The sequence below is a fragment of the Azospirillum thermophilum genome, assembly GCF_003130795.1.
In the GTDB taxonomy this organism is placed as follows: domain Bacteria; phylum Pseudomonadota; class Alphaproteobacteria; order Azospirillales; family Azospirillaceae; genus Azospirillum; species Azospirillum thermophilum.
Window position 1 is genome coordinate 741,186 of record NZ_CP029353.1, and the last position, 19,200, is coordinate 760,385.

At 71.9% G+C, this 19,200-nt stretch carries 13 protein-coding genes and 1 pseudogene; all 14 read left to right on the forward strand.

Annotation, left to right across the window (positions count from 1 at the left end; translation table 11 throughout):
• Nucleotides 1-103: 103 nt before the first annotated feature.
• The 14 genes and pseudogenes from DEW08_RS09615 to DEW08_RS09675 all read left to right on the forward strand — a co-directional run bounded on the left by DEW08_RS09615 (nucleotide 104) and on the right by DEW08_RS09675 (nucleotide 19,135).
• Complete coding sequence (locus DEW08_RS09615; RefSeq protein WP_109326583.1) at nucleotides 104-1,312, forward strand: ATP-binding response regulator; 1,209 nt, start codon at nucleotides 104-106, stop codon at nucleotides 1,310-1,312.
• 461 nt (nucleotides 1,313-1,773) lie between these two features.
• Nucleotides 1,774-3,246, forward strand: a pseudogene (locus tag DEW08_RS09620) (CHASE domain-containing protein); the annotation flags it as partial.
• A 308-nt stretch (nucleotides 3,247-3,554) separates the two neighbouring features.
• The gene (locus DEW08_RS32225; protein ID WP_245986549.1) at nucleotides 3,555-3,815 is read left to right on the forward strand and encodes a sensor histidine kinase; all 261 of its coding nucleotides are present in this window, start codon (nucleotides 3,555-3,557) and stop codon (nucleotides 3,813-3,815) included.
• Between the two features lie 59 nt (nucleotides 3,816-3,874).
• Nucleotides 3,875-5,899: a glycosyltransferase 61 family protein gene (locus DEW08_RS09625; protein WP_109326585.1), complete on the forward strand. Its 2,025-nt coding sequence runs from the start codon at nucleotides 3,875-3,877 to the stop codon at nucleotides 5,897-5,899.
• 448 nt (nucleotides 5,900-6,347) lie between these two features.
• Nucleotides 6,348-7,745, forward strand: coding sequence for a bifunctional enoyl-CoA hydratase/phosphate acetyltransferase (locus DEW08_RS09630; protein ID WP_109329694.1), 1,398 nt, complete (start codon nucleotides 6,348-6,350; stop codon nucleotides 7,743-7,745).
• 15 nt (nucleotides 7,746-7,760) lie between these two features.
• Entirely contained in the window at nucleotides 7,761-8,945 is a 1,185-nt protein-coding gene (locus tag DEW08_RS09635; RefSeq protein WP_109326586.1) for an acetate/propionate family kinase, read from the forward strand.
• Between the two features lie 231 nt (nucleotides 8,946-9,176).
• On the forward strand, nucleotides 9,177-9,302 hold the full coding sequence (gene ykgO / locus DEW08_RS09640) for a type B 50S ribosomal protein L36 (RefSeq protein WP_012973122.1): 126 nt from the start codon (nucleotides 9,177-9,179) through the stop codon (nucleotides 9,300-9,302).
• A gap of 203 nt (nucleotides 9,303-9,505) precedes the next feature.
• On the forward strand, nucleotides 9,506-10,993 hold the full coding sequence (locus tag DEW08_RS09645) for an FAD-linked oxidase C-terminal domain-containing protein (RefSeq protein ID WP_211107193.1): 1,488 nt from the start codon (nucleotides 9,506-9,508) through the stop codon (nucleotides 10,991-10,993).
• Nucleotides 10,994-11,000: 7 nt separating this feature from the next.
• Nucleotides 11,001-12,230 carry a glycolate oxidase subunit GlcE gene (gene glcE / locus DEW08_RS09650; protein WP_109326587.1) on the forward strand — a complete coding sequence of 410 codons (1,230 nt, stop codon included), beginning with the start codon at nucleotides 11,001-11,003 and terminating at the stop codon, nucleotides 12,228-12,230.
• Between the two features lie 14 nt (nucleotides 12,231-12,244).
• A complete protein-coding gene (gene glcF / locus DEW08_RS09655; RefSeq protein WP_109326588.1) occupies nucleotides 12,245-13,567 on the forward strand; it encodes a glycolate oxidase subunit GlcF in 1,323 nt (440 codons plus the stop codon).
• Nucleotides 13,568-13,610: 43 nt separating this feature from the next.
• Nucleotides 13,611-14,375 carry a phosphatidylcholine synthase gene (gene pcsA, locus DEW08_RS09660; RefSeq protein WP_245986550.1) on the forward strand — a complete coding sequence of 255 codons (765 nt, stop codon included), beginning with the start codon at nucleotides 13,611-13,613 and terminating at the stop codon, nucleotides 14,373-14,375.
• A 96-nt stretch (nucleotides 14,376-14,471) separates the two neighbouring features.
• Nucleotides 14,472-15,416: a cation diffusion facilitator family transporter gene (locus DEW08_RS09665; protein ID WP_109326589.1), complete on the forward strand. Its 945-nt coding sequence runs from the start codon at nucleotides 14,472-14,474 to the stop codon at nucleotides 15,414-15,416.
• 8 nt (nucleotides 15,417-15,424) lie between these two features.
• On the forward strand, nucleotides 15,425-16,162 hold the full coding sequence (locus DEW08_RS09670) for a DUF72 domain-containing protein (RefSeq protein WP_109326590.1): 738 nt from the start codon (nucleotides 15,425-15,427) through the stop codon (nucleotides 16,160-16,162).
• Between the two features lie 156 nt (nucleotides 16,163-16,318).
• Nucleotides 16,319-19,135: a DUF2339 domain-containing protein gene (locus DEW08_RS09675; protein ID WP_109326591.1), complete on the forward strand. Its 2,817-nt coding sequence runs from the start codon at nucleotides 16,319-16,321 to the stop codon at nucleotides 19,133-19,135.
• Nucleotides 19,136-19,200: the final 65 nt, after the last annotated feature.

Consider the following 19,200-nt stretch of genomic DNA (forward strand, 5'->3'; position numbering starts at 1 on the left):
TCCGATCGCTGCGAACCGCTCTCACCAAAGGCCGAATTGAACGGGCGGACCTTGTGCTTACTGTCAGGCGGGCGGCGTTATGCAAGACGGGGGATAGCGCGGGATGGGCATCGGGACCGAGGGCCAGGGAAAGGGCGGCGAGCGCGAGGCGGGCGGCGGACTGCCGGCCGGGGCGGGGACCGCCATGGACCTGTCCGGCCGGCTCTTCGCCGCCGCCAGCCACGATCTGCGCCAGCCGCTGGCCGCCTTGTCGCTGCTGGTCGGCGCGCTCGACGGGCGGGTGAGCGATCCCGCCTCGCGCGACCTGCTGCAGGCGATGGGCAACGCCATCCAGTCGATGAAGCGGATGATGGAGGGGCACTTCGACCTCGTCCGCCTGGAGGCCGGGCTGTGCGAGCCCGACGTCGGCAGCCATGCCGTCAACGGCATCCTGACCCGGCTGGCCCTGGAGGTGGCGCCGCGCTTCGACGGCGGCAGCCTGCGCTTCTCGGTCATGCCCTGCTCGGCGCAGGTCCGCACCGATCCGCTGATGATGGAGCGGCTTCTGGAAGGGCTGGTCACCAACGCGCTGCGCCACACCGCGCGCGGCCGCGTGGTGGTCGGCTGCCGGCGCAGCGGCGGCCATCTGCGCATCGAGGTGTGGGACAACGGGCGCGGCCTCTCCGCCGACGAGCTGGCGGCCCTGCACCGGGTGCTCGACGGCGCGGAGGGCGGGGTTGAGGTGCAGGGGGTGCTCGGCCTCGGCCTGACCCTGGCGCGCGGCATCGCCCGGCGGCTCGGCCTGCGGCTGGCGGTGCGGTCCGCTGCCGGGCGCGGCACCGTCTTCTCCGTCCTCGTGCCCCGTGCGCCGGAGACGGAGGAGGAGCCGGAGCCCGCCTCCGGCGACCCGGGCGAGACCCTGGCGCCGGACATCAGCCGCGCCCGCGTGCTGGTGATCGAGGACGACGACATGGTGCTCGCCGCCCTGCAGGCCCTGCTGGAGCAGTGGGGATGCGCCGTCACCGGGGCGGACTCCTTCGACGCGGCCGTCGAGCGGCTGGGGCCGTCGCCGCAGCCGCCCGATCTCGTGATCTCCGACCTGCGGCTCAAGGGGGCGGCCAACGGCATCGTCGCCATCCGGCAGCTCGCCAAGGTGCTGGACACCGAGCTGCCGGGCCTGATCCTGACCGGCGACACCGACCCGCGGCGGCTGCGCGAGGCGCGGCTGTCCGGCTATCCGCTGTTGCACAAGCCGGTGGCGCCGCTGGCATTGCGTGCGGCGCTGGCCAGGCTGCTCGGCCGGGGCAAGTTGATCGCCGGCGGAATGCCTTAACTTCTGGTGGCGATTTCCGGCCGGAGCGCCGTCCGGAAGAGTTGGGCCGAAATTGCTCCGGCACCTATTCATTATTTGTAAACCAATAGTCTCGCAGCAGATTGTTCAACAACGCATAAGAACATCTACCCCCTTCGTGATACCTGCCTGATTTCAACTTTTGGAGAGTGCTGTCCCATTGCTAAAGTAGCGACCGCGTGCGCAAGCGGCGCTGCATCATTCTGGGAATTGCCGGTAAGGGCATGGCAAATCAGTCGTATGGAGGAGGACGGCGGTCCCTGGCGGTCCCCGTGATGGCGACGGTCGGAGTGCTGCTGTCGTTCGGCGCCTTCTTCCTGTTGCGCGCCAACACGCGCGAGGTGGAGGCGGCCTTCCTCGAACGGCAGGTGGTCCAGCTCCACAGCCTGCTGGAGGCCCGCTTCGATTCCCATGTCCTCCTGCTGCGCGCGCTGAGCGGCCCGATGGCCGGCCCCGCCCCGGTGACCCAGGCCAGCTTCGCCACGGCGGTGGAGCCGCTGCTGCCGCAGTTGCCGGCTCTGCGCTCGGTCGCCTGGGCGCGGCGCATCGCGCCGGAGCAGATTGCCCTGCTCGAACGGGCGATGCGGGCGGACGGCCGGCCGACCTTCTCGGTGCGGCGTACCTCCGGGGGCGGCGCCCCGGCCGAAGGGGATGACGATCTCTACGTGACCGTGATGGCGGAGCCGCTGATCCCCAACGCCACCCTGCTGGGCGAGGATTTCGCCGCCTGGCCGGGGCGGCGGTCGCAGCTCGCCCAGGCCTGCCGGACGGGGGAGATCGTCGCGGCGGAGCCGCCGCCGCTGGCCGGGGAGCCGGCGACGCCGCCCGGCGCCCTGGTCATGTTCCTGATGCCGGTCTATCTGCGCGAGCCGGATCCCGCCGACCCCATCGGCAACTGCGAGCTGGTCAGCGGCTATCTCTGGTCGGTCTTCCGCATCGACCGCCTGCTGCGCGAGGCGTTGAACAGCCTGCAGCTCACGGCGGGCGACGCCTATCTGGTGGACACCGACGCGGCCGGCCGGCAGCGGGTGGTCGCCGTGCAGCCGGCGGCCGACCGCAGCGCCGGCCAGGGCGCCGCACCCGCGGCCGGCCAAGCCTCCCATCAGGGCGCCGTCTTCCATCCCCTCAGCGTGGCGGAGCTGGAGACGGTCCCCACCGTCTCGCGCCCGCTGGAGTCCGGCGGCCGGTCCTGGCGGCTGGTCGTGGCGACCCGGCGCGGTCCGCTGTTCGATCCCGCCGACAAGGCGGCCTGGATGGTGCTGGCGCTCGGGCTGGTGCTGACCACCGGGCTCGCCGGCTACGCCCGGCGCGAGGCGCAGGCCAAGCGCCTCCTCCAGACCGAGGCGCGCGCCCGCGCCGCCATGGCCCGCGCCCTGCGCGAGAGCGAGCAGCGCTTCCGCATGGCCCTGCGTCACTCCCACATCACGCTGTTCAGCCAGGACCGCGACCTCCGCTATGTCTGGATGTACAGCCCGCAGGGTACGCAGCAGCCGGTCGACTTCATCGGCCGCACCCATGCCGACATCTTCGACCCCGACGAGGCGGCGCTCCTCGACTCCATCGTCCGTCCGGTGCTGGAGACCGGCATCGGCGTCCGGCAGGAGGTGCAGCTCACCATCTCCGGCGAGCCCAAGGTCTTCGACATGATCGTCGAGCCGATGTACGACGATGCCGGCGCCATCTCGGGCGTCGTCTGCGCCTCCATCGACGTGACCGAGGCCACGCAGATCCGCGAGGCGCTGGCCGAGGCCCATGCCGAGGCGGAGCGGGCCAACCAGGCCAAGTCGCGCTTCCTCGCCGCCGCCAGCCACGACCTGCGCCAGCCCTTCCAGGCGATGAGCCTGTTCCACCACATCCTGCTCAGCCGGCTGGAGGACCCCCGGCAGGTGGAGATCGCCACCAAGCTGGGCGAGGCGCTGTCCGCCGGCAACGCGCTGCTCTCCACCCTGCTCGACACCTCCGCGCTGGAGGCGGGGAACGTCAAGCCGAAGGTCAGCGACTTCCCCTTCCACGACATCGCCGCCCGGCTGGCGATCGAGATCGCCGACCAGGCGACCGACAAGGGCCTCACCCTCCACGTCGTCCACACCTCCGCCATCGTCCGCAGCGACCCGGTCCTGCTGGAGCGGATGGTGCGCAACCTGCTGGTCAACGCCCTGCGCTACACCCCCAGGGGCGCATCCTGCTGGGCTGCCGCCGGCGCAACGGCCGCCTGTCGATCGAGGTGTGGGACACCGGCCCCGGCATCCCGCCCGACCAGATGGACGCCATCTTCGAGGACTTCTACCGCTACGGCACCGACCGGCGCGACAGCGCGCGCGGCCTCGGCCTCGGCCTGTCGATCGTGCGGCGCACCGCCTCGATCCTCGACCATCCCGTCTCCGTCCAGTCCAAGGTCGGCCGCGGCACCATGTTCTCGATCAGCGTGCCGATCGTCGGCGACCTGCGCGACGGCGTCCCCAGCCTGACCGCCGGCCACGCCTGACCGCTTGGCAGTCGGCGGCCTGTCGCCTGTTGGCCCGGCCCGTGGCATAGTGGCCGGCGATGACGACCACCGATCCCGCCCGGCCGGAGCCGGAGCTGACCGTCGGCGAGGCGGTGCGGCTCGCCCTCGACCATGAACAGGCCGGCCGGCTGGCCGAGGCCGCCGCCTATGCCGACGCCGTGCTGGGCGCGGTCCCCGACCATTGCGAGATGCAGGCGCTGATGGCGGTGCTGCTGATGCGGCAGGGCCGGCCGGCCGCCGGGCTGCTGGCCCGCGCCGTGGCCGGCGCCGGAGAGGATGCGCCCTTCTTCGTCCTGCTCGGCTCGCTGCTCCGCCGCGCCGGCCGGCTGGAGCGGGCGGCGCAGGCGCAGGAGCGGGCGGTGGCGCTCGACCCCGCGCTCGGGGCGGCGAGCTTCAACCTCGCCAATGCCCGTCACGCGGCGGGGCAGGCCGGGGCGGCGCTCCGCGCCTTCCGGCAGGCCGCCCGGCTGCTGCCCCGCCACCCCGAGCCGCGCCGCCGCCTCGCCGAACTGCTGCTGGAGGCCGGCGAGCCGGCCAAGGCGCTGGAGCTTCTGACCGGCCTGCTGCACGAGGCGCCGGAGGCCACCGCCCTCCGGGTCGGCGCCGGCAACGCCGCGGCGGCGCTCGGCCGGCCCGGCCAGGCGGCGGCCCATCTGCGCCGCGCGCTGGCGCTGCAGCCGGATCTGGCGGAGGGCTGGACCAACCTCGGCGCGATGCTGACCGGCCCCGACGAGCCGGAGGCTGCCGACGACGCGGTCGCCGCCCTGCGCCGGGCCGTGCTGCTGCGCCCCGGCTTCGCGCCGGCCCGCCTGTCGCTGGGGGAGGCGCTGGCCCGCGCAGCGGGGGACGCCGCCGCCCTGCCGGCGCTGCGCACGGCGCTCGCCCTGCGGCCGGACGACCGCCGCAGCCTCGACCGCCTCGCGGCCTCGCTGTTCCGGGCGGGGGAGGGGCAGGCGGCGGGCGTCTGGCTGGCCCGTCTGGACCGCCTGGACGGCCGTCCTCCCGCCCGTTACGAGGCGCTGCGCATCCTGCCGCCGGCGGAATGGAGCCGGCAGGCCGGCCAGCCCCGGCGCGTGGTCCTCCCGGCGCGGCCGCCGGCCCTGCCCGAGGCCTACCTGACCCGGGTGGAGGAGGGGCTGGTCCATCCCGGCCTCTCCATGGTGTCGACCGACGGCGGTGCGCTCCTGCTCGACGGGCTGCATCCCTGGTCCCGCGGCAGCCTGGAGCTGCTGTCCCACGTCGCCTGCCATGCGGCGGCGGACGACCGGCTCCTCGTCGCGTGCCGCGGCGAGCCCCGCCGCATCGCGGAGGAGGCCGTGCTGCTGGGCGGCGACGGCAACTTCGGCCACGGGGTGCTGGACTGGGCGTCGAAGCTCTGCGTCCTCGACCGCTGCATCGACGATCATCCGGAGCTTGCCGGGCTGCCGGTCCTGGTCTCAACGACCCTGCTGCCGGGGGTGGCGGCGCTGTTCGCGCTGCTGGGGCTCGATCCCGGCCGGATGCGGCCGGTCGATCCGGCGGTGCCGCTGTCCTGCCGGCGCCTGTGGCTGCCCTCCCTGACCCACCGCTTCCAGGACATGGCGCCGGAGCATATGGCCTTCCTGCGCGGCCGCATCGGGCGGGCGCTGGGGATCGACCTCGACGAGCCGGCGGGGCCGGAGCGCCGCCTCTACCTCACCCGCCGGGGCAGCGTGCACCGCGTCCTGGTGAACGAGGAGGAGGTCGCCGCCGTCCTCGCCTCCCACGGCTTCGAGCCCTTCGTCCCCGACGGCCTGCCGCTGGAGGAGCAGATCGCCGTCCTCGCCTCGGCCGAAGCGCTGGCCGCGCCGGTGGGGGCGGGGACCGCCGCCGTCGCCTTCGCCCGCCGCGGCACCCGCGTGCTGGAACTGACGCACGAACACTGCGTGCTGCCGCAGTTCGGCCGGCTCTGCGGCCTGCTCGGCCAGCCCTACCGGCAGCTCGTCGGGCGGGCGGTGCGCAACCGCGGCGGCCTCTCCTTCGACTGGGACCACCACATCCCGGCGGCGGCCGTCGATGCGGCGTTGCGGGAGCTTCTGGCCTGACCGTTGCGGGTCCCGTCCGGCTGGCGTCTGTCCTATTGATGTAGGTCATTGGGTCCGGCCGGGGGTGGGCGTATCTCTGTTGGCGATGCTGCGGTGCGGCAACGTGACACCGCCGAGCGCTGTTTTCCGGCTGCTGCTGTCACGAGGCGTTCACCGGCCTGCGCTAGCGTTGCGCGGACGACATCCCGGCTTCCGGTCCCCCGGAAGCCCAAGAAGCACCCGGGCTCCGGCGTCGCAGGACGCGGAGCAACGGGGCGAAAAAGGAGAGCGGGAGGATTCGGCCGAGCGGGCTTCATGCCTGTGCCGCTATCCTTTCAGGAGCATTGGAATGGACACCGCCATCGCTGCCGGCCGGACGCCGACGAAGACCGCCGGGACCAGCGCCGAACACAGCCTCGACACCAGCCTCGACAGGGGCACCGTCATCGTCAGGAGCGGCTCAAGCACCATGATCGAAAACGTCACCTTCGATGAGATCGAGATCGGCCAGAAGGCGAGCCTGTCGCGCCGCCTGACCATGTCGGACATCGAGCTGTTCGCGACCGTCTCGGGCGACATCAACCCCGCCCATCTGGACGAGGAGTATGCCGCCGACAGCCTGTTCCACAAGGTGATCGGCCATGGCATGTGGTCGGGCTCGCTGATCTCCGCCGTGCTCGGCACGCTGCTGCCCGGCCCGGGCACGATCTATCTCGGCCAGGACCTGCGCTTCAAGCGCCCGGTCGGCCTCGGCGACATCATCACCGTGACCGTCACCGCCCGCGAGAAGCGGCCGGAGAAGAACGTCGTGGTGTTCGACTGCACCGCCCTCAACCAGGACGGCAAGGAAGTCGTCTCCGGCACCGCCGAGGTCATCGCCCCCACCGAGAAGGTCCGCCGCGCCGCCGCCGAGCTGCCGCAGGTCCAGGTCATCCGGCATGACGGCCACGAGCTGATGCTGAAGAAGTGCGAGACGCTGCCGCCGGTCCCGACCGCGGTGGTGCACCCGTGCGACGAGAGCTCGCTGCGCGGCGCCGTCGAGGCGGCCGAGGCCAGCCTGATCGACCCGGTGCTGATCGGACCGGAGGCCAAGATCCGCGCCGTGGCGGAGATCCACGGGCTCGACGTCTCGCGCTACCGCATCGTCGACGTGCCGCACAGCCATGCCTCGGCCGAGACCGGCGTCCGGCTCGCCCGCGCCGGCGAGTGCGAGGCGGTGATGAAGGGCAGCCTGCACACCGACGAGCTGATGGCCGAGGTCGTCCGCAAGGAGACCGGGCTGCGCACCGGCCGCCGGCTCAGCCACGTCTTCGTGATGAACGTCCCGACCTATCCGCGGCCCCTGCTGATCACCGATGCGGCGATCAACATCTACCCGACGCTGGAGGACAAGGTCGACATCGTCCAGAACGCCATCGACCTTGCCAAGGTGCTGGGCGTCGACGTTCCGCGGGTCGCCATCCTGTCGGCGGTCGAGACGGTGAACCCGAAGATCGCCTCGACGCTGGAGGCGGCGGCTCTCTGCAAGATGGCCGACCGCGGCCAGATCCGCGGCGGCGTCCTCGACGGCCCGCTGGCCTTCGACAACGCCATCAGCCTGGAGGCCGCCCGCACCAAGGGCATCAAGTCCGAGGTCGCCGGCCAGGCCGACATCCTGCTGGTGCCCGACCTGGAGGCCGGCAACATGCTGGCCAAGCAGCTCTCCTTCCTGGCCAACGCCGATGCCGCGGGCATCGTGCTGGGCGCCAAGGTCCCGGTCATCCTGACCAGCCGCGCCGACACCGTGCGCACCCGGCTGGCCTCCTGCGCCGTCGCCGTGCTCACCGCCGCCGCCCGGCGCCGGGGCGCCGCCGCCGCGGCCGAGTAAGGGGAGGGTCGCGCCATGAGCGGCAGAGCCCTTCTCGTCATCAACGCCGGCTCGTCCAGCCTGAAGTTCTCGGTCTTCCGGGACGACGGGCAGGGCGACCCGGCCGCCGCCATCAACGGCCAGATCTCCGGCATCGGCACCACCCCCGTCTTCGAGGCCAAGGACGCCAAGCGCGCCCCGCTGGCGACCCGGAGCTGGACGGGTGGCGAGGCGCCGGACCGTGCCGGGCTGCTCCGCTTCCTGCTCGACTGGATCGAGGAGCATCTGGACGGCGCCACGCTGGCCGCCGCCGGGCACCGGGTGGTCCATGGCGGCACCCGCTACGCCGCCCCGGTCCGCCTGACGCCGGAGGTGATGGACGAGCTGGAGGGCTTCGTCCCGCTCGCCCCGCTGCACCAGCCGCACAACCTCGCCGCCATCCGCGCGCTGGCCGAGGCGCATCCCGAGCTGGTGCAGGTCGCCTGCTTCGACACCGCCTTCCACCGCGGCCAGCCCTGGCAGGCGCAGACCTTCGCCCTGCCGCGCGAGCTGACGGAGGAGGGCGTGCGCCGTTACGGCTTCCACGGCCTCAGCTACGAGTACATCGCCCGCCGCCTGCCGCAGATCGCCCCCGGTCTGGCCGACGGCCGGGTGGTGGTCGCCCATCTCGGCAGCGGCGCCAGCATGTGCGCCATCCATGGCGGGCGCAGCGTCGACAGCACCATGGGCTTCACCGCGCTGGACGGGCTGCCCATGGGCACCCGCTGCGGCACCATCGATCCCGGCGTGCTGATCTACCTGATGCGCGAGAAGGGCATGGACGCCGGCTGCATCGAGCGGCTGCTCTACAACCGGTCCGGCCTGCTCGGCGTCTCCGGCGTCTCCAACGACATGCGGGCGCTGCTGGAGAGCATCGACCCCCATGCCGAGCAGGCGGTGGAGCTGTTCTGCTTCCGCATCGCCAAGGAGACCGGGGCGCTCGCCTCCTCGATGGGCGGCATCGACGCGCTGGTCTTCACCGCCGGCATCGGCGAGCGCTCCGCCCCGGTGCGCGCACGGGTCGGCGACAAGCTCGGCTGGCTCGGCGTCGCCATCGACGAGGAGGCGAACGAGGCCAACCGCTCCTGCATCTCCACCCCGGCGAGCCGCATTCCCGTCTATGTCATCCCGACCGACGAGGAACTGATGATCGCCCTGCACACCCGCAACGCCCTGGGCTGACCGGCTCCGGCCCCACCCACCCGTCCCGGCTCGCGGCAGGCCCGCATTGCCGGGACGGGTTTCCCTCGCCGGCGGCCATGCCCGCTTCGTCCTCCAGCGCCGGAAGGGCGGACGTGAAACTGAGACGCCGTTCAGGCGCTCTATCCGTTGACAGGTGGGGTGCGCCACACTATGTTGCGCGCCTTCGATCGAGCCGCCGAGCGACCAGCAAGAGAACGTAGGAAGACCGTTATGAAGATCGTCAACTCGCTGAAGTCGATGAAGACGCGCCACAAGGCTTGCCGCGTGATCCGCCGCAAGGGCCGCGTCTACGTCATCAACAAGCAGAACCCGCGTTTCAAGGCCCGCCAGGGCTGATCCCGCTTCTGGTCGTGGCCGGGGGCCCTGTCCTCGGCCGGTGACTCGGCGGAACCGGTTTCTCGCAAAGGCCGCGCCTCTCAGGCGCGGCCTTTGCGTTTTGGCAGCCACCGCTTGTCTGTCCGGCGGTCCCGATGGTACGACTCGGGGACCGAGGAACGCTTGCGGAACCAACCGCGGCGGCGAGGGAGGATCTGTCCCCCATGAAGATGCCGGAACCCGACAGCGGGGTGATCGCCCGCCGCCGCCAGATCGTCGAGGCCCTGCGCGCCATCGTGCCGGGCGAGGGGGTGATCGTCGACGAGGCGGAACTGCGCGCCTACGAGTGCGACGGGCTGACCGCCTACCGCCAGCTTCCCCTGGTCGTCGCCCTGCCCAGCACGGTGGAGCAGGTCAGCCGCATCCTGAAGACCTGCAAGGAGATGGCGGTCAAGGTCGTGCCCCGCGGGGCCGGGACCTCGCTGTCGGGCGGGGCGCTGCCGCTGGCCGACGGGGTGCTGCTCGGCATGGGCAAGTTCAACCGCATCCTGGAGATCGACTACGAGAACCGCTGCGTCGTCGCCCAGCCGGGCGTGACCAACCTCGGCATCTCCAACGCGGTGGCGCATGAGGGCTTCTATTACGCCCCCGATCCATCCAGCCAGATCGCCTGCACCATCGGCGGCAACATCGCGGAGAATTCCGGCGGCGTGCATTGCCTGAAATACGGCCTGACCACCAACAACGTGCTGGGGGTCGAGATGGTGCTGATGGATGGCACCATCGTCCGGCTGGGCGGCAAGCATCTCGAGTCGGGCGGCTACGACCTGATGGGGATCGTCACCGGCTCCGAAGGGCTTCTCGGCGTGGTGACGGAGGTGACGGTGCGCATCCTGCGCAAGCCGGCCACCGCCCGCGCCGTGCTTCTGGGCTTTCCCAGCAGCGAGCAGGCCGGCGACTGCGTGGCCGCCATCATCGCCGCCGGCATCATTCCCGGCGGCATGGAGATGATGGACCGGCCGGCCATCCATGCGGCGGAGGACTTCGTCCATGCCGGCTACCCGCTGGACGTCGAGGCGCTGCTGATCGTCGAGCTGGACGGGCCGGCCGCCGAGGTGGACCACCTGATCGGGCGGGTCGAGGCCATCGCCGGCGACCATGGCGCCTGCTATGCCCGCACCTCGACCTCGGAGGAGGAGCGGCTGGCCTTCTGGGCCGGGCGCAAGGCCGCCTTCCCGGCGGTCGGCCGCATCAGTCCCGACTATTACTGCATGGACGGGACCATCCCGCGCAAGGCGCTGCCGCTGGTGCTGCAGCGGATGCAGGAGATGTCGGACCAGTACGGGCTGCGGGTCGCCAACGTCTTCCATGCCGGCGACGGCAACCTGCATCCGCTGATCCTCTATGACGCCAACAGGCCGGGCGAACTGGAGCGGGCGGAGGCCTTCGGCAACGACATCCTGCGGCTGTGCGTGCAGGTCGGCGGCGTGCTGACCGGCGAGCATGGGGTGGGGGTGGAGAAGCGCGACCTGATGACCGACCAGTTCGACGCGGCGGACCTGGAGCAGCAGCAGCGGCTGAAATGCGCCTTCGACCCGGACGGTCTGCTGAACCCCGGCAAGGTGTTCCCGACCCTGCACCGCTGCGCCGAGCTCGGCCGGCTGCACGTCCACCAGGGCGCGCTGCGCTTTCCCGACATCCCGCGGTTCTGAGGCCGGCATGACCGTCACAACCCTGAAGCCGGAAACGCCGGACCAGCTCGTCGAAGCCGTCCGCTGGGCGCTGTCGGCGGGCGAGCCGCTGGAACTGCTGGGCAGCGGGAGCAAGCGCGGGCTCGGACGGCCGGTCCAGGCCGGCCATGCGCTGGATCTCTCCGCCTTCTCCGGCATCGTCGCCTATGAACCGGAGGAACTGGTGCTGACCGCCAGGGCCGGCACGCCGATGGCCGACATCCTGCCGCTGCTGGCCGGGGCGCGGCAGCATCTCGCCTTCGAGCCGCCGGACACCGGCGCCCTCTACGGCCGACCGGCGGGGGAGGGGACGCTCGGCGGGCTGCTGGCCAGCGGTCTCGCCGGGCCGCGGCGGATCAGCGCCGGCTCGGCCCGCGACCATACGCTGGGCATCGCCGGGGTCAGCGGCCGGGGCGAGCTCTACAAGGGCGGCGGCAAGGTGGTGAAGAACGTCACCGGCTATGACATGCCGAAGCTGATGGCCGGCTCCTTCGGGACGCTGACCGCGCTGACCGAGGTGACGGTGAAGGTCCTGCCGGCGCCGGAGGACAGCCGCACGCTGCTGGTCGCCGGATTGGATGATGCTGCGGCGGTGGCGGCCCTCGGCCGTGCGCTGCGGAGTCCGCACGAGGTGTCGGGGGCGGCCCATCTGCCGGCCAACGTCGCCGGCCACTCCTCCGTCGCCGCGGTGGCCGAGGGCGGTGGCGCCATGACGCTGGTGCGGGTGGAGGGTTTCGGCCCGTCGGTCGCCGCCCGCGTCGCCGCCCTGAAGGAGGAGCTGCGGGCCGATGCGGTGCTCGACCGCGACGCCTCGCTGGCGCTCTGGCGGGAGGTGCGCGATGCCGTGTGGTTCGCCCCCCCTGGTAACGGCGCCCCGCTTCCCCATCTGTGGAAGCTGTCGGTGCCGCCGGCCGAGGGGCCGCGGGTTGCCGAGGCGATCCGTCGGACGCTGGAGGCGGAGCTGTTCTTCGACTGGGGCGGCGGACTCCTCTGGGTCGCGCTGCCGGGCGACGGCTCCGCGGAGGCGGCGTCGGCGATCCGCAGGGCGGTGGGGGCCTCCGGCCATGCCACCCTGGTGCGGGCGCCGGAGCAGGTGCGGGCCGCCGCCGATGTCTTCCATCCGCTTCCCGAGCCGGTGATGGCGCTGACGCGCCGGGTGAAGGAGAGCTTCGACCCACGCGGCGTTCTCAACCCCGGCCGCCTTTACGCGGGCGTGTGACGGACCTTCCCCCAATGCAGACCAACTTCTCCCTCGCCCAGCTCGCCGACGCAGCCAACCGCGAGTCGGAAGCCATCCTGCGCAAATGCGTCCATTGCGGCTTCTGCACGGCGACCTGCCCGACCTATGTCCTGCTGGGCGACGAGCTGGACAGCCCGCGCGGGCGCATCTACCAGATCAAGGAGATGCTGGAGACGGGCGGCACCCCGAGCGAGACGACGGTCAAGCACATCGACCGCTGCCTGTCCTGCCTGTCCTGCATGACGACCTGCCCGTCGGGCGTGCATTACATGCATCTGGTCGATCACGCCCGCGCCCATATCGAGGCGACCTACCAACGCCCGAAGGCCGACCGGGCGATGCGCGACCTGCTGGCCCGCGTGCTGCCCAATCCGGCGCTGCTGCGGCTGGCCCTGCTCGGCGCCTGGGGGGCGAAGCCCTTCGCCGGGCTGTTCCCGAAGCGGTTGCGCGCCATGCTGAAGCTGGCGCCGGCCTCGCTGCCCGGACCGAGCCACGCCGACCGGCCCGGCGTCCATCGGGCGGAGGGGACGCGGCGGATGCGCGTCGCGCTGCTGATCGGCTGCGCGCAGCGGGTGCTGGGGCCGCAGATCAACGAGGCGGCGATCCGCCTGCTGACCCGCGCCGGCATCGAGGTGGTGGTGTCGAAGGGGGCCGACTGCTGCGGCGCCTTGACGCATCACATGGGACGGGAGGAGCAGGCGATGACCGCCGCCCGCGCCACCATCGACGCCTGGACCCGCGAGATCGAGGGCGAGGGGCTGGACGCGGTGGTCATCATCACCTCGGGCTGCGGCACCAGCGTCAAGGACTATGGCTTCCTGTTCCGCGAGGACGCGGCCTATGCGGCGAAGGCGGCGCGCATCGCCGGCCTTGCCCGCGATGTGACGGAACTGCTGGCCGAGGCCGGGCTGCCCGCCGCGACGGTGGAGACCGGGCAGGCCATCGCCTACCATTCCGCCTGCTCCATGCAGCACGGCCAGCGCATCCGCGAGCAGCCGCGCGCCCTGCTGCGCGCCGCCGGCTTCCGGGTGAAGGAGATTCCCGAGGCGCATCTGTGCTGCGGCTCCGCCGGGACCTACAACATCCTGCAGCCGGAGCTTGCCGGACAGCTCCGCGACCGCAAGGTCCGCGCCATCGAAGGCACGGCGCCCGATGCGGTCGCCGCCGGCAACATCGGCTGCATCACCCAGATCGGCGGCGGCACCGGCATTCCGGTGGTCCACACGGTCGAACTGCTGGACTGGGCGACCGGCGGACCCTTGCCCGACGCGCTGGCTGGAAACCCGGCCTTTGCACGACGCCCGGCTCTCGCGTAGCAATAGACCCTTCCCAATGAGCAGCACCCTATCGAGCGGAACCATGGAAACCAGCCTGACCACCACCGAGGAGGGACGGACCGCCTCCGGCCTTGCCAGCTACGACTATGGCATCGCACGGCGTCTGTCGGCCTGGGGCGTCCATGTCTTCACCGCCAGCGGCGCCGTCCTCGGGCTGCTCGGCCTGCTGTCGGTCGCCGCGGGGGACGCCAAGGCCTGCCTTGCCTGGCTGGGTCTCGCCCTGGTGGTGGACGGGGTGGACGGGACGCTGGCCCGCCGCGCCTCGGTCAAGCAGGTGCTGCCGGGGATCGACGGGTCGGTGCTCGACCTCGTGATCGACTATCTGACCTATGTGGTGGTGCCGGCGGTCTTCATGCACCGCTTCGGGCTGCTGCCCGACGGCTTCGGCGTCGCCTTCGCCGGATGGGTCCTGCTGACCTCGCTCTACTGCTTCGCCAATGTCGGGATGAAGAGCGGCGACAATTATTTCGTCGGCTTCCCGGCCATCTGGAACGTGGTCGCGCTCTATCTCTGGATCCTGGGCCTCGACCCGTGGATCAACGCCGGGGTGGTTCTGGTGCTGGGGCTGCTGACCTTCACGACGGTCAAGTTCCTCCACCCCTTCCGGGTGCGCAAGCTGATGCGGCTGAACATCCTGGTCACCGGCCTGTGGCTGGCGTCGAGCGCTGCGCTGGTGGAACTGCAGCCCGAGCGGCCGATGGCGCTGTTCCTGCTGTGGATCGCGACCTCCGCCTATTACGCCGGCATGTGCCTGTGGCGGACCCTGCGCGGCCCGTCGCGGGAGTAGGACAGAGGAACCGACCTTTCCCGGGGGTGTTTCCCTTCGCGGCAGGCCTCCCGTCCGTCTGCCGGATGGATTCCCCTGCCGGAAAGGTTGGTTCGCTTGGCCGAAGGCTCCACCAAGGTCGTCATCGCGGCGTTCGCCGGCAACATCATGATCGCGCTGACCAAGCTCGTTGCCGCAGCCCTGACCGGCAGCGCCGCGATGTTCAGCGAGGCGATCCATTCCCTGGTCGACAGCGGGAATCAGGTCCTGCTTCTCCACGGCATCCGGCGGTCCCGCCGGCCGCCGACCCCGGACCATCCCTTCGGCTATGGGCGCGAGGTCTATTTCTGGTCCTTCGTGGTCGCCGTGCTGCTGTTCGGCATCGGCGCCGGCCTGTCGCTTTATGATGGCTGGCGTGCCCTGAAGCACCCGGAGCCGGTGGAGAGCCCTTGGGTCAACTTCACCGTGCTGGCCATCGCGGCGGGGTTCGAGTTCGCCTCCTGGATGGTGGCGTTCCGGGAGTTCCGCCGGCGCAAGGGCGACCTCGGCATCCTGTCGGCGGTCCACCGCTCCAAGAACCCCTCGGTCTTCATCGTCCTTCTGGAGGACAGCGCGGCGCTGACCGGCCTCGCCATCGCGGCGGCCGGTCTGGCGGCGAGCGAACTGACCGGCGACCCGGTCTATGACGGCTGGGCCTCCATCGGCATCGGGCTCGTCCTGGCGGTCGTGGCGGCCGTCCTCGCCTATGAATCGAAGGGCCTGCTGATCGGCGAGGCGGCCGACCGCCGCGTGGTCGACGGCATCCGCCGACTGGTGGGGGAGGAGCGGCGGATCAGGCGGCCGATCGACGTGCTGACCATGCATCTCGGCCCCGAGGACGTGCTGCTGAACCTCTCCGTCGAATTCCAGGACGGGCTGACCGCCCGCGACGTCGAGGATGCGGTGTGCGTGCTGGAAGGGCGGATCCGCGGCCAGTATCCGCAGATCCGCCGCATCTTCGTCGAGGCGGAGTCGCTGCGGACCCGGCGGGACCGGGTGGAGCGGCAGGTCCAGGCCGGCTGAGGGCGGCGATGCACCCGCACACCGTCCGGATCGGCGTCGCCGGCTGGAGCATCCCGAAGCTGTCGGCTGCCGCCTTTCCGGCCGCCGGCACGCATCTGGAGCGCTATGCGCAGGTCTTCCCGGCGACCGAGGTGAACAGCCGCTTCTACCGGCCGCACAAGCCGGAGACCTGGGCGCGTTGGGCGGCCTCCACGCCCGAGGACTTCCGCTTCGCGATCAAGCTGCCGCGGGCCGTGACGCACGAGCGCCGGCTGCGCGGCTGCGAGGATCTGATGACGGCCTATCTGGCGGAGATCGCGCCGCTCGGCCCAAGGCTCGGGCCGCTGCTCGCCCAGCTTCCGCCGAGCCTCGCCTTCGACCGGGCGGTCGTCGCCGACTTCCTCGCCGTGCTGCGGTCGCGGTTTGCCGGCGACCTCGTGTGCGAGCCGCGCCATGGCTCCTGGTTCAGGGAAGAGGCGGAGACCTTGCTGGCCGATCACCGGGTGGCCCGCGTCGCGGCGGACCCCGCTCCGGTGCCCGCCGCCGCCGAGCCCGGCGGCTGGCCGGGGCTGCGCTATTGGCGGCTGCACGGGTCGCCGGTGATGTACCGGTCGAAGTACGACGCCGCCGTGCTCGACCGTCTGGCCGAGCGCATCGCGCGGGAAGCGGCCGGACGGCCGGTCTGGTGCATCTTCGACAACACCGCCGACTTCCATGCGGTGGACGACGCATTGGCAATGTTGGGCCGCTTAGGCCGAACGGAGTAAGTCCCGCCGCATTGGAGACAGTTTAATCGCCGGGCGCTATGCTCCGCCGACAGCAAGTCGCCGATGGGACGGTGGTAGGGTATGGACGATTCGTTTTTTGTAATCCTCGGGCTCGTCTTCGCGATCCCTTTGTTGCTTCTCCCCATAACCACCGTGATGACCTTCAGCCTGAACAAGCGCGTGCGGCTGCAGGAGATGGAACTTGCCGCGCTGCGCAAGGCGCTGGCCGGGCTGGGCGCCCCGTTGCCGCCCCCGGTGGCCGAGGCGCAGCCGCGCTCTCCCTTCGCGCCGCCGCCCGTCACGCCCCCCGGGGAGCGTGGCGAAGCCCCGGAGGAGCCGGCCGCCGAACCGCCCCGGCAGCCGTGGGAGAGGCCCGCCGAGCCGCCCGTCTTCGCGCGGGAGGAGCCGCCGGCGCCCGCGGAGGAGCCGGCCCGGCCGGCGCCGAAGCCGCGCTCCACCTGGAAGGACATCGAGGAGTCGCTGACCTCCCGCTGGCTGATCTGGCTGGGCGGGGCGACCCTGGCGCTGGCCGGCGCCTTCTTCATCAAGCTGTCGGTGGACAAGGGATGGCTGGTGCCCTCGGTGCGGGTGGCGCTGGGGCTGCTGGCCGGCATCGCCCTGATGGTCGGCGGCGAGTGGGTGCGCCGCAAGGAGCTGCGCCGTCCGGCCGAAGCCGGGGAGGGCGAGGGGGCTGGCCATGCGGGCGCCGGCCTCACGAACGCCGGGCGTCCCGACTATGTGCCGCCGGCGCTCACCGCCGCCGGCCTGTTCACCGCCTTCGCCAGCGTCTACGGCGGCTTCGCCCTGTTCGACCTGTTCGCGCCGCTGGTCGCCTTCACGATGCTGGCCGGGCTGGCCTTCCTCGGCATCGCGCTGTCGCTGCTGCAGGGGCCGTTCATTGCGGCGCTCGGCCTTCTCGGCGGCTATGCCACGCCGATGCTGGTCACCTCCGGCGACCCGATGGTCTGGGGCCTGTTCGCCTATCTGCTGGCATTGAACGGCGGCGGCATGTTCGTGGTGCTGTGGCGGGGCTGGCGCTGGCTCGGCTGGGGAACCCTGCTCGGCGGGTCGCTGTGGGTGCTGGTCTGGTGCGCCTTCGTCTGGAATTACCAGGAGGACGCGCTGCCGGTCGGCCTCTACCTGCTGCTGACCACGGCGCTGTTCCTGATGCCGGCCCTGTGGGCGCCCGCCCCGGCCGAGCCGGAGGAGACGGTGCCCGCCGAAACCGCGCTGGGCGGCGTGCTGCCGGACTGGCTGCGGCGCAAGCGCAACCGGCTGCCGGCCGACCGGCAGGCCGTCGCCGCGGCCATCCTGCTCGGCGGCCTGACCGCGGTGATGACCTGGACCGATGGGCACAGCCTGACCTCGCTGGCCGTGCTGGGGCTGTTCTCCGCCTTCTGCCTCGTCGTCGGCCGGCGGGTCGAGCGGATCGCCGGCATCGCCTGGGTCGCGGCGCTGGCGAGCATCCTGGCCCTGTGGGCGTGGGTGCTGCCCTACATGCCGGCCGAGCCGGCCGCCGTCACGCCGGAGGGCCAGCCGGCGGTGCCGGTCCTGCCGGTCCTCGTCCCCGAGGCGATCGGCAGCTTCCTGCGCGCCACCGGCGCCTTCGCCGTCCTGTTCGGGCTGGGCGGCTTCGTCGCGCTGTGGAATTCCCGGCGCATGGCGCTGTGGGCCTCGCTGTCGGCGCTGGTGCCGGTCGTGCTGCTGGCCTTCGCCTATGCGATGGTGGAACCGCCGCAGACCAGCACGGCCTGGCCGGCGACCGCCCTGGCGCTGGCCGCGGCGCTGGTCGCCGCCACCACGCCGCTTGCCCGCCATCGCCACCGTCCGGGCGCCGGCCTCGGCCTTGCCGCCTTCGCGGCCGGCGCGGTCGGCGCCATCAGCCTGGGCGCCACCATGCTGCTGCGCGAGGCGTGGCTGACCGTGGCGCTGGCGCTCCAGGTGCCGGTGCTGGGCTGGCTGGAGCATCGCATGGGGCTGCGGTCGCTGCGCGGGGTGATCCTGCTGGTGGCGCTCGCCGTGCTGGCGCGGCTGGCGGTCAATCCCTTCGTGCTCGACTATCAGGCGGGTGGGCTCGGCTGGATCCTCTACGGCTACGGCATTCCGGCGATCGGCTTCTTCCTGGCGGCGCGCTGGCTGCGGCAGGCGCCGGACGGGCGGGGCGACGATCTGGTGGTGGCGCTGCTGGAGGCCGGAGCGCTGATCTTCTCCACCATGCTGGTCTCGCTGGAGATCCATGACCTGACCGTCGGCACCGCCCAGCAGCCGCCGAGCACGCTGAAGGAGACGGCGCTGCACACGCTGGCCTGGCTGGCGCTCGCCGTCCTGCTGACCGCCGACCGGCGCTGGAGCGTCCGGCCGGTCGCCCGCTGGGGTCGGCGCATCCTGGTCGCCCTCGCCGCGATGCAGGCTCTGTTCCTCCAGGTGATCGATCTGAACCCGGTCGATACCGGCGAGCCGGTCGGCGACTGGCCGGTCGCGAATGTGCTGCTGCTGGCCTACGGGCTGCCGGCGCTGCTGGGCCTGCTCTATCTGTGGCTCGACCCGCTGCCCCGGCGCCTGCGGACGGTGGGTGCGGCGCTGCCCTTCCTGCTGATCGCGACCAATCTGGCGCTGGAGATCCGCCACGCCTTCCGCGGGCCGGTGCTGAGCTACGGCCCGATGACGGATGCCGAATGGTACAGCTATTCGGCGGGCTTCCTCGCCTTCGCGGTGATCCTGCTGATCGTGGCGCTGCGCTTCCATCTCGCCGGGATGCGGCATGTCGCGATCCTGCTGGTGCTGGGCGTGGTCGCCAAGGTGTTCCTCAGCGACATGGACGACCTGGAGGGGCTCTACCGCGTCGCCTCCTTCCTCGGCCTCGGCCTCGCACTGATCGGCATCGGCTATCTCTACCGGCGCTTGCAGTCGGGCGTGCGGCCACCCCCGGAATTGCCGGCCGCCGGTCCGCAGCCGCCGGAGCAAGCCGTTTGAGTGGCGAGCCAACATATTGACAGGCGGTCCCTTCCCGCGGTCGGATAACCGGCGCAACGAATGCC